This window comes from Hoeflea sp. TYP-13 (assembly GCF_040932035.1).
Taxonomy (GTDB): domain Bacteria; phylum Pseudomonadota; class Alphaproteobacteria; order Rhizobiales; family Rhizobiaceae; genus Hoeflea_A.
In genome coordinates, this window is the sequence record NZ_JBFRBB010000002.1 from 760,181 (window position 1) to 775,379 (window position 15,199).

General features: G+C 58.3%; 10 protein-coding genes. 6 read left to right on the forward strand and 4 right to left on the reverse strand.

Annotated elements, in window-relative coordinates:
* Positions 1-8: 8 nt before the first annotated feature.
* The 4 genes from ABVT35_RS13910 (at position 9) to ABVT35_RS13925 (ending at position 5,569) form a co-directional block, all read left to right on the forward strand.
* Complete coding sequence (locus tag ABVT35_RS13910) at positions 9-1,124, forward strand: ABC transporter ATP-binding protein (protein WP_368467186.1); 1,116 nt, start codon at positions 9-11, stop codon at positions 1,122-1,124.
* Between the two features lie 16 nt (positions 1,125-1,140).
* Entirely contained in the window at positions 1,141-2,205 is a 1,065-nt protein-coding gene (locus ABVT35_RS13915) for an extracellular solute-binding protein (protein WP_368467187.1), read from the forward strand.
* Positions 2,206-2,279: 74 nt separating this feature from the next.
* Positions 2,280-4,343: an FAD-dependent oxidoreductase gene (locus ABVT35_RS13920; protein ID WP_368467188.1), complete on the forward strand. Its 2,064-nt coding sequence runs from the start codon at positions 2,280-2,282 to the stop codon at positions 4,341-4,343.
* A gap of 8 nt (positions 4,344-4,351) precedes the next feature.
* Complete coding sequence (locus tag ABVT35_RS13925) at positions 4,352-5,569, forward strand: SRPBCC family protein (RefSeq protein ID WP_368467189.1); 1,218 nt, start codon at positions 4,352-4,354, stop codon at positions 5,567-5,569.
* Between the two features lie 68 nt (positions 5,570-5,637).
* On the opposite strand, the gene ABVT35_RS13930 is transcribed toward ABVT35_RS13925, so the two are convergent.
* Complete coding sequence (locus tag ABVT35_RS13930; RefSeq protein WP_368467190.1) at positions 5,638-8,052, reverse strand: FAD-dependent oxidoreductase; 2,415 nt, start codon at positions 8,050-8,052, stop codon at positions 5,638-5,640.
* A 253-nt stretch (positions 8,053-8,305) separates the two neighbouring features.
* On the opposite strand from ABVT35_RS13930, the gene ABVT35_RS13935 reads away from it, so the two are divergent.
* Both ABVT35_RS13935 and ABVT35_RS13940 read left to right on the forward strand, forming a co-directional pair.
* Positions 8,306-9,277, forward strand: coding sequence for a LysR substrate-binding domain-containing protein (locus ABVT35_RS13935; protein WP_368467191.1), 972 nt, complete (start codon positions 8,306-8,308; stop codon positions 9,275-9,277).
* 153 nt (positions 9,278-9,430) lie between these two features.
* A complete protein-coding gene (locus ABVT35_RS13940) occupies positions 9,431-10,810 on the forward strand; it encodes an MmgE/PrpD family protein (protein WP_368467192.1) in 1,380 nt (459 codons plus the stop codon).
* 8 nt (positions 10,811-10,818) lie between these two features.
* Here the strand turns inward: ABVT35_RS13940 and ABVT35_RS13945 are convergent, their stop codons facing one another.
* From ABVT35_RS13945 to ABVT35_RS13955, 3 genes are all read right to left on the reverse strand, one after another.
* Positions 10,819-12,345, reverse strand: a complete 1,527-nt coding sequence (locus tag ABVT35_RS13945; RefSeq protein ID WP_368467193.1) for a trimethylamine methyltransferase family protein — start codon at positions 12,343-12,345, stop codon at positions 10,819-10,821.
* A gap of 153 nt (positions 12,346-12,498) precedes the next feature.
* Positions 12,499-13,362, reverse strand: a complete 864-nt coding sequence (locus ABVT35_RS13950; protein ID WP_368467194.1) for a 2-oxoacid:ferredoxin oxidoreductase subunit beta — start codon at positions 13,360-13,362, stop codon at positions 12,499-12,501.
* Positions 13,363-13,383: 21 nt separating this feature from the next.
* Positions 13,384-15,192 carry a 2-oxoacid:acceptor oxidoreductase subunit alpha gene (locus ABVT35_RS13955; protein ID WP_368467195.1) on the reverse strand — a complete coding sequence of 603 codons (1,809 nt, stop codon included), beginning with the start codon at positions 15,190-15,192 and terminating at the stop codon, positions 13,384-13,386.
* Positions 15,193-15,199: the final 7 nt, after the last annotated feature.

Here is a 15,199-nt window from a genome sequence, read left to right on the forward strand (position 1 = left end):
CCTGAATTATGAGTGATCAGAACATCATCGAATTGAACGGCGTCGAGAAGCGGTTCGGCAATTTTGTGGCCGTGTCCAACCTGAACCTGGCACTCAAGGCAGGCGAATTCTTCTCGCTGCTGGGCCCATCCGGCTGCGGCAAGACCACAGCGCTTCGCATGATTGCCGGATTTCAGGAGCCCGAAGAAGGCGACATCTCCATCGACGGTCAGTCGATGCACGACATTCCCGCCAACAAGCGCCCCACCAATATGGTGTTTCAGAGCTACGCGATATTCCCGCATCTGAATGTCGGTGACAACGTCGCCTTCGGCCTGCGCAAGAACGGTCTCAACCGCCAGGAGGCAAACGAACGCGTTGCAGAAGCCCTCGAAATGGTTGAGCTCGGCGGTCTCCAGGCACGCAAGGCCGACCAACTGTCAGGTGGGCAGCGGCAGCGCGTGGCGCTTGCACGCGCCCTCGTGCTGCGTCCCAAGGTCCTGTTGCTGGATGAACCGCTTTCGGCGCTCGACAAGAACCTTCGTGAATCCATGCAGTTGGAGCTGCGTCGGCTGCAGCAATCGATCGGCATCACCTTTGTCATGGTCACCCATGATCAATACGAAGCCATGACCATGTCGGATCGGATCGGCGTCATGCTCAACGGTCGCCTGGAACAGGTCGACAAACCCGAGGTTCTTTATGCCCGCCCCTGTAGCCGTGAAGTCGCTTCTTTCATCGGCGGCATGAATTTCCTGCCGGCCGAGAAAACGGGGGAAGACAAGGACGGTCTGAAAGTGACAGCGGCGGGGTTCGGACCGTTACGCATCGACGTAAATCCGAATGTTCGCGAACATGATAGCGCTCTTCTCGTCGGTATAAGGCCCGAGCAACTGGAGATCGCGGCGAAGGAACCGGACGACTACGACGCCACCGCCAGCGGCACGGTGACTGATGTCGCCTTCTACGGCGAGAGCGTCCACTACTACGTGAAGATCGACGGCGTGGATGCCCCCATCGCCGTTGCCGTGCCCAACTATTTCCACACGGTTGACTACCGGCGCGGAGACGCCGTGTGGCTGGGCTTGCAAAACGCGTCGGTCATCGATCTGGGCAAACGCACAGACACCGCCGCCAAAACATGAATTGGGAGGAAATGACATGAAAATCAGAACACGAGATTTGCTGCTGGCCGCAGGACTGACCAGTCTGCTGTGGTCGGCCCCGGCAATGGCGCAGGGATCGGACCTGACCGTCTTCGACTGGTCCGGCTACGAGGACCAGGGCTTTTTCAGCTCCTATGTCGAAAAGCACGGCAGCGCGCCGTCCTATTCGTTCTTCGGCAGTCAGGACGAGGCCTTCACAAAGCTGCGGTCCGGATTTTCGGCGGATTTAGCGCACCCTTGCACCGATGCAACCCGCAAATGGGCTGCCGCCGGCCTGATACAGCCGATTGATGCCAGCCGTCTTGAGAATTGGGACAAACTTCTCCCGGCAATCAAGGATGTCGACGGCATTATCGTCGACGGCGAGGTTTACATGGTGCCGTTCGAGTGGGGCAATACCGGCCTCATCTACCGCACGGACATGATCACGGATGATGAAATCTCGCTGCAATTGCTGGCGGACCCAAAATATCAGGGCAAGATCGCCATACCCGATGCTGGTCCCAGCGCTTATGCGTTGGCCGCCCTTGCCACAGGCATCAAGAACTACACAAACATGACCGATGAAGAGTTCAAGAAGGCGTCAGACTTCCTGCGCTCCATCCACCCGAATGTTCGGTTCTACTGGACCGATGCCGGCCAGTTGGACCAGGCCATTGCCAGCAAGGAAGTGGTGATGGGATGGGGCTGGAACCAGTCGGAATTGAACCTGATCGGCAACAAGGTCCCGGCCATCATGATGAAGGATGCCGACAAGGGCATCGCGACATGGGTCTGCGGTTATGTGCATCTGAAGAACTCGTCCCAGTCCGACGATCAGGTCTATGACATGCTGAACGCGCTCACAAGCCAGGCGAGCGGCAAGTACATAATTGAATCATGGGGCTATGCACACTCCAATGCGGAGGCCTTCGACGTCGTCGACCCCGAATTGATCAAAAGCTACGGCTTTGACAAGGCCGTCGATTTTTTTGACAAGAGCCTGTTCTTCAATGCGGTCGATCCCGAGCTGGAAGCAAAGATGCTGAAGGAGTTCGAACGGATCAAGGCCGGGTTTTAAACCCGGCTCGAGTGGGGCGCCCGTCGCCCCGCTCCACCTTGCAAGCGTTGAAACCCGCAATTTGAGGGGCGTTTATGCCTGACAACAAGTACTCCGTCCTGTTCGAGCCGGTTAAGATAGGACCTGTCACGGCGCGAAACCGTTTTTATCAGGTCCCGCATTGCTGCGGCATGGGGCATGTCCGGCCTCAGGCCCATGCGGCCATGCGGGCGATGAAGGCGGAGGGGGGCTGGGCCGTTGTCAGCACGGAAGAAACCGAGATCCATCCGACATCGGATCTGTCTCCCTACGCCGAACAGCGGCTTTGGGATGAACGCGATATTCCGGCTCTGCGGCTGATGACTGACGCCGTTCACGACAGGGGAGCTTTGACGGCAATCGAACTCGTGCACAATGGCAATCACGCACAGAACCTTCTGAGCCGCGGTCCCGTCCTTGCACCTTCGGACATGTCGCTTGCGATCGCTTATCCGAAACAGGCCCGCGCGATGGACAAGACGGACATTCGCGCGTTTCGCCGCTGGCACCGTGATGCGGCGCGGCGTGCAAAACAGGCCGGGTTCGACATCATCTATGTCTATGCCGGTCATCGCATGACCCTTACCCAGCATTTCCTGCTGCCGGAATATAACGACCGAACCGATGAATATGGCGGCAGCCTTGAAAACCGGACCCGGCTGATACGCGAACTCCTGGAGGAGACGCACGAGGAAGTGGGCGACACCTGCGCCGTCGCATTCCGCTTTGCCGTTGATGAGATGATGGGTGCGGAAGGCATGCAGGCGCAGGAGGAAGGCTGTGCTGTCGTTGAAATGCTGGCCGAGGTTCCGGACATCTGGGACGTCAATGTCTCGGACTGGGCCAATGATTCAGCCACCACAAGGTTCGAACCGAACGACGGGTACCAGACACCCTATATCGAATTCGTCAAACAGATGACATCGAAACCGGTCGTCGCGGTCGGCCGCCTCACATCGGCCGATATGATGGTATCCATGGTCAAGCGCGGCATTGTCGACTTCATCGGCGCGGCCCGCCCCTCCATCGCCGATCCGTTCCTGCCGGAGAAGATCCGCAGCGACCGCACCGAAGAAATCCGCGAATGCATCGGCTGCAACATCTGCGTGTCCAGTGACACGATGGGCATACCCATTCGCTGCACACAAAACCCGACGATGGGTGAAGAATGGCGCCGCAACTGGCATCCAGAGAAAATTGAACCGAAGGGTGTTGAAGAGACAGCCCTCGTCATCGGCGCGGGCCCCGCCGGGCTGGAATGCGCTATGCAACTGGCACGGCGCGGTTATCAGGTGACCCTTGCCGAAGCCGGTCAGGAACTCGGTGGTCGCGCTGCCCGGGAGGCACAGTTGAAAGGTCTTGGCGCCTGGCGTCGTGTGGCGGACCACCGGATCTACGACCTGCAGCAGCGTGCCAACGTGCAGACCTTCATGGACAGCCGTTTGTCGGCCGCAGACGTGATCGAGCTTGGCATCCCCAATGTATTTGTCGCCACCGGGGCACGCTGGCGTTCCGACGGTGTTGGCAGATCAAGTCGCCGCCCGGCTGAGATATCCCCGGCGATGGCTGTTTTGACACCCGACGACATCATGGACGGCAAGGTTCCGGGGCCCGGCCCTCTTGTAATCTACGACGACGACCAGGCCTATCTTGCAGGGGTTATAGCCGAACACCTGGCTGAAGCCGGTTGCAACATCACATTTGTCACTCCGGCCAGCGTCGTTTCACCCTTCACCGAGTACACACTGGAGCAGGAGCGAATTCAGCGCAGCCTGTTGGAAAAGGGTGTTGACATCGTGATCGGTCACAAATTGATATCTGCCCAAAATGGCCGTTGTGACCTCGGTTGTATCTATACCGGCAAGATCCGAACCGTCGATTGTGCGACACTTCTTCCGGTGACTGAGCGGTTCCGGCAATGCGATCTCTATAACGAACTGCAAAATAGCCCTGAATCAGGATTACAAACACTGGAACTGATCGGTGATGCGGCCATGCCGGGCCTGATCGCCGATGCTGTCTATGCCGGCCACATGACGGCTCGTAATTTCGAAATGAACCCGCAGAAGGTTGCTCAGCAACTCTTTCGCCGGGAAATAATCTCTCTGGAAAACGCATGAGGCATGACATGAATATCGCAGCTACCGGTAACAACGATGACCTGCAGATCATGCGCGACCTTATTCGCGATCACCAGGACGGATTTGCCCTGCCCCGGCATTTTTATACATCTCAAGCAGTTTACGAACACGATATCAAAGCCTACTGGAACCACAATTGGATCTGGGTCGGTCATGTCAGCCAGATACCCGAGCCGGGCGACTACTTTCTTTTCGAATACGGGCCGGAATCCATCATCGTGGTTCGCGACCGCGAAAACATCGTGCGTGCCCACCTCAACGTATGCCGGCATCGCGGTTCGCGCGTCTGCCTGAAGGAATCGGGCAAGGCGAAGCTCTTTTCCTGTCCCTATCACGCCTGGACCTATGAGTTGAACGGGCGCCTGCGCGGAGGGCGAGCCATGGGCCCGGATTTCAATCCGGCGGATTATGGCCTCTTCGCAGCGAATGTCCGTGTATTCCAGGGTTTGATTTTCATTTGCGTGGCGGACAATCCGCCACCAATCGACGAAGGCCTTGCCAGACTGGCGCCGCTCACCGAGCCCTATGGCCTGGAAAGGCTCAAGATCGCCCATAGCGCATCCTATCCGGTGCCGGCCAACTGGAAGCTGGCGCTGGAAAACTACATGGAATGCTATCACTGCGCGCCGTCCCACAAGGACTATTCCCGCTCGCACAGCCTGAAGGACCCGCGCGAATTGGAGGAACTCATCGCACCGCTCAAGGAGCGCTCCGTCGGCGCCGGCCTGCAACCGGTGAACCTGGAGCTGACGGGCGGCGATGCAGCAGGCCCGGCGGCCGATATCTATTATCGTCGATATCCGCTCTTTCCCGGCTACAAGACTGGCAGCAAATCGGGCGAACCGCTTGCCCCGCTTCTCGGACAGCTCAGCGGCTTCGACGGCGGCACGACCGACATCCAGATCGGCCCCTTGAACAACTTCCTGGCCTATTCAGACCATGTTGTGGGCTATCGCTTCGTACCCAGAAGCATGCAGGAAACGGACATCCAGATTATCTGGATGGTCGATCAGGATGCAGAAGAAGGACGCGATTACGACAAGGAAATGCTGACCTGGCTGTGGCATGTAACGTCCCTGGATGATGAGCGCATCATTCGCCACAATCAGGAAGGGGTTAATTCGCACCGTTTCGTACCCGGCCCGCTCGCCGAGATGGAATGGGGCATCCGCGACTTCTACCACGGCTATCTGCGCCTCGTCTGAGACAATTTTTGGGCGGGCGCAGATTACAGCGCCCGCCCCTCCCTCGCGTTCCGCTTAGCAAAGCACCATCATGCACGCAGACGCTGTCCTTCGGGATCGAACAGACACTGCGCGCTGATCTTTGCGAGACGGTTTTCGCCAAGGATGACCACTTCGACTTCGCGGCCCGGTGTGCAGCATTCAGGCCTTAGATAGGCAAGGGCAACAGATTGCCGATAGGTGTGGGAATAGCCGCCCGACGTAACAACGCCTGCCACCTCCCCGTCGATCAGCACCGGCTCGTTTCCGAGCGCATCAGCATATGCCGCATCGACGTTCAGTGTGCAGATCTGCCACTTCAGTGGCTTCTCCCGGCTCGCAAGCACTGCCTGTTTGCCGACAAAATCCCTGTCCCAGTCGATCAAGCCGTCCATCGCCGCCTCAAAGGGATTGGTATCTGCCGTCAGCTCCAGCCCCCAGCGCGGATAGGATTTTTCAAGACGCAGGCTGTCAAGCGCGCGGGATGCGGCCAGGCCGAGCCCGTACGGTCTGCCTGCGTCCCTCAACGCATGGAACATTTTCCTTTGGTACTGAATGGGAAAGTGGATCTCATATCCAAGATCTCCGGTGAAGCTGACACGCATCAACCGCGCAGGCACCCCGGCTATCTCAACGTCCTTGACGCGGAAGAAGGGAAAGTTTCCGGTCGACAAATCTTCCCTGGTCAGTTGCTGAAGAATGACGCGGGAGTTTGGTCCTGCTAGTCCATAAACGCCGTATTCGGCGGCAACCGAACGATAGGCGACATTGAATTCGCCACGGTGATCGTCAAACCAGCGCATGTGCATGCGCTCCGCCCCGAGCGCGCCGACAAGATAAAAACTGTTGTCGTCGACCTTCGCGACTGTGTAGTCGCCGATAATACCGCCGCGGTCATTGAGCATGGGAACCAACGCCATGCGGCCTGTGTTCTTCGGAATACGACCGCAAAAGACATGTCGTAAAAATGCTTCCGCGTCAGGCCCCTCCACCAGCAGTTTTCCGTAGATGGAGAGATCGATCAGACCGGCCTTTTCGCGCAATGTCCGGCATTCATTGCCGACATGTTCGAACCAGTTTGTGCGCCGAAAGCTGAGCTCGTCCTTTGCTTCAACACCCTGCGGGGCAAACCACAGCGGACGCTCAAAGCCGTAGGTAAAGCCCGTCACGGCTCCCATTTCTGTGTATTCGTCATACATCGGCGTCGTCGCATGCGGCCGCCCAGCGGGTCGCTCCTCACCCGGATAGTGGATGGCAAACCGGTTTGAATAGCTCTCCACCACTCTGCTAACGGTGTATTCGCGTGTCGCGTAGAGCCCAAATCGGGCATTGTCCAGAACGGAAAGATCCATGCCCGGATCGCCCTCGACGATCCAGTCGGCCATTACCTTGCCGATGCCGCCCCCTTGCGAAAATCCCGCCATCACGCCCACAGCCACATGCATGCCGCGTTGACCGGGCACTGGACCCAGCAACGGCAGACCGTCGGTGGAAAAAATCATCGGGCCGTTGACGACACGCTTGAGTCCGGCTTCGGCAAAGCAGGGCAAGCGTTCCATCGCCTGTTCGAGGTTCGGCATCATGCGTTCAACGTCATCGGCCAGAAGCTCCATACCGAATTCGGGCGGCGTGCCATCGATGGCCCAGGCGCGCCCATCCCGTTCATAGGCGCCGATCAAAAGCCCGCCCACCTCCTGGCGCAGATAGAATTCCTTGTCATAGTCGCGGGTCAGCGGCATCTCGAACCCCAGGGACTGCAGCTCCGGAATGTCTTCAGTAACCAGGTACTGATGCTCCATTGGTTGCAGCGGTAACTTGAGGCCGGTCAGCGCCCCCACCTCCCGCGCCCAAAGCCCGGCGCAGTTCACCACATGTTCGGCATGAATGCCGCCTCTGTTTGTGCGCACGGTCCAGGTTCCGTCGGCGCGCGGCTCAAGTGCTGTGACAGTCGTATGGCGATGGATTTTCGCGCCTCCCTGCCTCGCACCGATGGCCAGCGCATTGGGCACCCCGGAGGGATCGACATGCCCGTCGAGCGGGTCATACATGCCGCCATGAAGTCCATCCGTGTTCACCAGCGGATTGAGCCTGCGGATATCGTCGGCACCCAATAGCTCGAAATCAAAGCCGAGATAGCGCGCACGGGCGTGCTGGATCCTCAGATCGTCCATGCGATCCTGCGAGGAGGCGAGGTATATGCCGCCGCATTCATGGATGCCGCAGGACTGACCGGTTTCCGTTTCCAGGCTTTTATACAGGTCCTGGGAATAGGCCTGCAGCCGGGCAATGTTGGGATTGTCGTGATAGCGGTGCATGGATGCCGCCGCGTGCCAGGTTGATCCCGCGGTCAATTCGCTCCGCTCCAGCAGCAGCACATCCGACCATCCCTTCTTGGTCAGATGATACAGAACGGAGCAGCCGATAATGCCGCCTCCAATCACGACGACCCGTGCCTGATCCTGCATGAATTACAATCCTTCAAATGAGCGTCGTGCGCCCTTCATCCAAACTCACTCGGCAAATGCCGGACAAAGCCAGGCCCGAACGCAAACCAGCTCGATTCAGCGAAATCCGGTGCGCCGCTCCAAAAAGAATTGAATTCTTCTGCAGGTAGTGCAAATGAATAGAGTTCATGCGCCCTTGAAGAGAAATGGAACAAGCTGCGGTCGCATTGCCGAGCACGGGTCGCAGCAACTGGAATAGAACCGAGAGGATGACATGGCCCGCTCCCTGCCTCCATTTGCGGCTCTGCGCGCTTTTGAAGCCGCTGCCCGTCATTGCAGCTTCAAGCAGGCCGCCGAGGAGCTCAATTTATCTCCCTCCGCCATCAGTCACCAGATCAAGTCCCTGGAAGACTATCTCGGTGTTTGCCTGTTCCAGCGCACGCGCAATGCGCTGGAGCTGACGGATCTTGCGCAGGCTTACTGGAGCGATGTCGCCGCCGCCATGAATATCCTTGAAGCAGCATCCTCACGCGTTGAAAAGGAGCGGGATGATGCAAGTCTTGTAATCAACCTGTTCCCGTCGCTGGTTTCGACGTGGTTCCTGCCGCGACTCAATACATTCAAGTCTGAAAATCGTGACGTGGACATTCGCATTGTCTCGTCTCTCGACTCGATCCCCTTCACCGGATCTGACATTGACGTGGCAATCCGCTATTCGGAGCACAAGCCCGCGGAGGTCATGAGTGCCTTTCTGTTCAAAGAGGAAATTGTTCCCGTGTGCTCGCCTTCGTACGTTGAGGAATATGGTCCGTTTGCAAATCCGCAAGCGATCCTTGAAGCAACCCTGATCTACTGCATCAATCACCCGACCGAATGGACCGGCTGGTTCCGCGAAGCTGGACTTGAGGAAATCGTGCCGGCCCGGCGCATGGATATGGACACCCGTAACAATTCAGGCCGCCCGTTGATCGGCGCCAACGGTTACGCGCCGGCAGCCCGGGTGGAACTGGACAATCGCGCACTGGTCATCGAGGCGGCACGCGACGGGCTCGGCATTGCCATGGCCCGCACGCCCTACGCGGACCGCTACTTGCGGAACGGAAATCTCGTCATCCCCTTTGATCTGAAGATCAAAACCGGCATGAATTACTATCTGTGCTGGCCGGAGCGCAAAGCGAAGTTCCCCAATGTCAGGAACTTCTGCGATTGGCTCGTATCAACGCTTGATGCGGAACAAGATCACTGACAGTGAAACGAGCTCAACGGCAGGTGAAAAACGATCCCGCTGATGAGGTCGCCATATCCTCGACACGGCTGCTTATCTCATGCAGTTTCATCCTCGGAATACTCTGCACGTTGGCCCGGAAATTCAGTCGTCCGGCTTGTTCAGGAGACCCTGGTGGCCTTGTCGTTCACGCAATTCATGACCCGAACCGACTATGCCGACGTCCCGCAAAATGTGCGCCGCATCATGCGCCGCAGCCTCCTCGACACGATCGGCGTTGCCATCGTCGGCACCACTACGGAAATCTCACGCATCGTGCGGCATTATGCGACCGAGTTCTGGGGTGCGGCGGAGGGAAAACCCGGTGCGCGGATGATTTGCGACGGAAGGCGTGTTTCACCAGCGGGCGCTGCCTTTGCCGGTGCCTTTACCATCGATTCCATTGACGCCCATGACGGCTATTCCGCAGTAAAGGGTCATGCAGGCTCTGCCGTCATGCCCGGTATGCTGGCGATATTCGAGGAGCGCCGGGATAGCGGCAGGCCGCTCACCGCACAGGACCTGATGGTCGGCATGGCGCTCGGCTACGAGATCGGCTATCGGTCCGGTCTCGCACAGCACGGCACACTGCGCGACTATCACTCTTCGGGCGCATGGAATGCTGTGGGCGTTGCCGCCGCCGGCGCGAGGCTGCTTGGCCTCAACGAACAGGGCATCCGGCATGCGGCCGGCATTGCCGAATATCACGGTCCGCGCAGCCAGATGATGCGCTGCATCGAGTTTCCAACCATGTTGCGTGACGGCGTCGGCTGGGGCGCACCGACCGGAGTGTCTGCTGCCTATATGGCGGCAATGGGCTTCACCGGTGCGCCGGCACTCACCATTGAGGCCGACAATGCGCGGGATTGGTGGTCCGGTTTGGGCGAACGGTGGGAGACCGAGGAAACACACTACAAGCTTTATCCCGTCTGCAGATGGGCGCATCCAGCGCTGGATGCAATCAAACAGCTTATGACGGATAACCATCTCTCGTACAAAGACATTGCCCGCATTCGCATCCGGACATTCCACAACGCCGTGCGCCTGGCCGGCGCCGATCCGCAAAACCTTGACGAGATGACCTATGGCATGATCTACCCGGCTGCGGTCATGGCGGTGCGCGGCCAAATCGGCCGGTGCGAACTGCGCGAGGACGTCCTGACCGATCCCGAAATCCGGCGGCTGGCACGGGCGACCGAACTGGTGGAAACAGAGCAATACACCGCCATATCGGTCCGCAAACGCTGGGCGGATGTGAGCCTTTTACTGAAAAACGGGCGCGAATTGGCGTCCGATCCCAAAACACCGAGAGGCGATCCCGACGATCCGCTGACGGATGCGGAAATCTCACTCAAATTCCATGCTTTTACAGAAGGCTTGATCTATCCGGAAAGGGCGCGGGCCATCGAAGAGGCATGCGGAATGTTTGATCAGCTGAATTCTTCGGAACTCAACGAGCTGTTCGATCTCATATTTACCGCTACCAGCGCGGCGTTACCTGACGCCGCTTTATAGGTTCAGCTCTATGCAGCGGCGGCACCATAGCCTTCCTTGCGCTTGGCAACGAACGCTTCCAGTTCTTCCTCGATGGCTATATCAAGCGGTGGTTGCTCATACTCATCAAGCAGGCGCTTCCACATTTCGTTGGCCCGAGCCGCAACATCCTTTGCACCGGCATCGCGCCAGTTCTCGAAATTGTTCCAATCGGAAACCAGCGGACGGTAGAAGGCGTTTTCGTAACGCTCCATCGTGTGGGCCGTGCCGAGGAAATGGCCGCCCGGACCGATCTCTTCGATCGTTGACAGACCGATCTCCTCTGGGCTCACTTCGAACGGTTCCATCCATGCTGCGAACATCTGCAGCATCTCCGCATCGAGGATCAGTTTTTCGAACGAGCCGACCAGCCCGCCCTCCAGCCATCCGGCGCCCTGATAGATGACGCTCACATGGGCGGTGATCGCGCTCCACAGGCTCATTTGCGTTTCATAGGCAGCCTGGGCATCGGGTACGCATGAGGTACAGGCATTGGACGAACGCCACGGCAATTTGTAGTGGCGCGCAAGTTGCCCGGTGGCAGCAGCGCCCTTGGCAAATTCCGGTGTACCAAAGGTTGGCGATCCGGATTTCATGTCGACGGCCATGGTAAAAGAGCCGTAGACAAAAGGGCACCCGGGGCGGATCGCCTGCACAAAGGCGCAGCCTGCCAGGGCTTCAGCGTTCTGCATGGCCAATGCTCCGGCCAGCGATGCCGGTGTCATGGCGCCGGCAAGGGTGAACGGGGTAATGCAGATCACCTGCCCCGCCTTTGCGAGTTCGATCACGCCCTGCGCGATCTCGCGATCCAGTATCAGCGGCGTGTTGGTGTTGGTATTGCAGTAGTAGACCGGATACTCCGCCAAACCCTCTTCGTCTCTGCCGTGAAGGATTTTTGCGATTCTGAGTGCATCGAGTGAACGTTCCCGGCCGATAAAGTTCGGCTTCCACGGCTTGTCGAGATAGCGCGCGCAGGCAAGCGCAAGGTCAAGATGCCTGGTTTCCGGTGGCAGGTCGGTCGGCTCGATAGAAGCACCGCCCTGCAGATGCAGGATGTTGAGGCTCTGGGTGAGCTTCAGGAACTTCACCGTGTCCTCGAAAACTCCGGCCCGGCGGCCTCGATCCAGATCGGAGCCAAAGGGCGGCCCGGCAACGGCGGAGAACATAAGCTGCCCCTCCCCGCCGGAAACGCTGCGGGCTGGGTTGCGTCCATGAACGGTGAAGCTTGACGGCGCCTTGCCAACCAGCGCCAGGACCCCGTCCCGATCCATGCGAACCCGTTCGCTGCCCTCGATCACATCAAATCCGGCATCCTTCAATATCCGGCGCGCATCGGCATCCTGAACATCAATGCCGACGTTCTCCATTATCTCCATCGAAGATTCATGGATCATGCAGATCTGGTCTTCGCTCATGATTTCAAAGGGTTTGTAGGGATTTTTCAACTGGCGGCTTGGCGCCTGTTCGACTTTGATTCCGATACGCCGGTGGCGCTCTCTGCGGGCTCTTCTGGCCATGGATCCGTTCAACCTCGATGGGGTAAATCATGTAGAAATGATGATCATGCACGAACTACCCTTGCTGCAAACGAATAGATTTGCAGGCGGCATGAGATCGCCTCATGCCGGGATCAGGCCAAATCACGGCGTGCATTCAGACCCGCAGTCCGGTCAGGCCGTTTGCTTGGCGCGTTCCGAGATTTCGTCCAGACCATCCGAAAGCGTCGGGCGCTCGCTGGAGAAATAAACCCCGATTTGATGATGATCGGTGGTCTGGGCGGCGGTCATCGCTGCTGAAAAGTCTGAAGCATCGTGGTCGTCAGGCAGCGGATGCACACTCATGTCAAGGTTCTTGTAGGTCATCGACGTCTTGTCGAATGTGACGCACGGCGAAAGCACGTGCAGATAGGAAAACCCCCGGTGATCGATTGCGGCCTTGATCATTTCAGTCAGATGGTGCGGCTCTCCGGCGTAGGCCTGGGCAACCCAGCTTGCGCCGTACGACAACAGCATCATCAGCGGATTCAGCGGCTGATCGAAATTGAGATACGGCGTTGTTGTCGTTTTGAAGCCGAGAACCGACGTCGGTGAAGTTTGCCCTTTGGTCAGGCCGTAAACGCCGTTGTCAAAGAGGATATAGGTAATATCGACATTGCGCCGTGCGGCGTGTGGAATGTGCCCGCCGCCAATGGCAAATGCATCGCCGTCGCCGCCGACAACGACGACCGTCAGATCGTCATTGGCCACCTTTATGCCGGTTGCTACCGGCAGCGCCCTCCCGTGCAGCGAATGAAAGCCATAGGTGTTCATGAAAAACGGGAAGCGCGATGCGCATCCTATTCCCGATACGCAAACGGTGTCCTTCTGATCGAGACCGAGCTCGGTCATGGCCTTGCCGACACCTTCGGAGATCGAGAAGTAACCGCATCCAGGGCACCATGTCGGCAGGGTGCCGGAGCGGTATTCCAGCTTTCCGCTTCTTTCCACTTCCTCCAGTTTGTCTTCCAGGTAAACCGGTGTACTAACGTTCATCATGGCTTGCTTCCTGTTTGACCACTATTCGGCGGCGATTTTTCCACTTTGACCGGCGAGATGGCGGATTTGGTCGAGTATCTCGCCGACACTCATCGGCGTTCCCCTCACCCGGTTCAGCCTGTGGACCGAACGGCCGGTTGCTCCGGTCACCAGCGAGGCGAACTGGGCTTCATAATTGAGTTCGGGTACCAGAACTTCGTTGCAGTCGTCCATAAATGCCTTTACCGGCCCGACCGGCAGGGGCGACAGCATGACGACCTTCATGGCCGCGCAACGAATGCCCTCCTTGCGGGCCTCGATCATTGCTTCCAGGATCTCGCCGAACGTTGATCCCCAGCCAAGAACGCCAACATCGACCGCCCCCTTGTCGCCGAAGCGCTTCGAAATGGTGATGCCCGGGTGTTTGAGCGCGGGCAACAGCTTTTGGTGGCGTTTGCCGCTCATGGCGTGATGGATGCGCGGTTGGTCGCTTGGCTTTCCGCGCTCGTCATGTTCCAGACCGGTAACGGTGTGCATGCGCCCCGTTTCGCCCGGAATAGCGCGTGGGCTGACCCCATCGCTGGTGAGCTTGTAGCGGCTGTATTCGGCCGGGCTTGCGTTTTTTCGCGGGGCCTTCGAGCAATTCTCTGCGAACGGATTTTTCACCGGCAATTGCACAGCTTCGTAGCGGTTGGAGAGATAAAGATCGAGCAACACGATGACAGGGGTCTGAAAAGCCTCCGCCATCTCGAACGCCTTGCCGGCACATTTGTAGCAGCCTTCCACATTGGTGGGTGCCAGAACGATCCGCTGGCCGTCACCCGCAACGCCGAATACGGCAAGGTTGAGATCCGACTGCTCGGTTTTCGTCGGCATGCCGGTGCTCGGCCCCCCACGCTGGGAAACAAATGCGACCGCAGGCACTTCGGCCATGGCGCCAAGCCCCATCATTTCCGCCATAAGAGCCAGACCCGGGCCTGAAGTAGCCGTGGCAGCCCTCGCGCCCGTGTAACCGGCGCCAATGGTCGCCGCGATGGCCGAAATCTCATCCTCGGTTTGAAGGAGGCGGCCGCCGCGCTTTGGCATTTCACGCGCCAGCATTTCCATGATCGTGGTGGCCGGCGTGATAGGATAGCCGAAGAACGTGTCAATGCCGGCATCAAGGCACCCACGTACAATAGCCGCATTTCCACTCATCATCACGAGATCGGTCTGCTTGCCCCTGCCGCCGGCTGCGCCCATGCGGTCGAAATGCAAGCGGAAGGTATCGACGCCTGCCTGAAAGCCTGCGTCGAACGCAGCGCGAACGGAATCCGCCAATTCCTTGGATTTACTCGCGAATTTACCGCTGATCACCTCGTGAAAAACATCTGCGGGCATATCATACAAACCGGCAAGATAACCAACGGCTACAATGTTGCGCGATCGGGCGCTGCTGGTGATACGTTCGGAAATCTCACGAAACGCCACGCCATAGGGCAAATGCGCCGGCGCGAGATGCGATGAAACATGCGCACCCTCCTCGACTGTGGAAACCGGCGTATCCTCGTAAATGACTGTCCCGAACTTGCAGACCTCCGAGACATGCGGAATGGCATGGCTGTCATTGAGCGAGATCAGGCAATCGGATTCCGATTTCAGCGAATAGACCTGTTCGGACGTAATCCGGGCGCGGGCGATACATTTGCCGAAGCCTCTGATTTCCGGCGGGTAGACGTCAAACGCAATCACATTATAACCGGCCTTGGCCATGGCCTGTTTCAAAATGTCGCCAGCCGCGATGGTGCCGTCGCCCGCCGAGCCGCAAATGGCTATCTGGATATCAGTTCTTTGTTTGGCCGTTCTTGCCATTTCACGT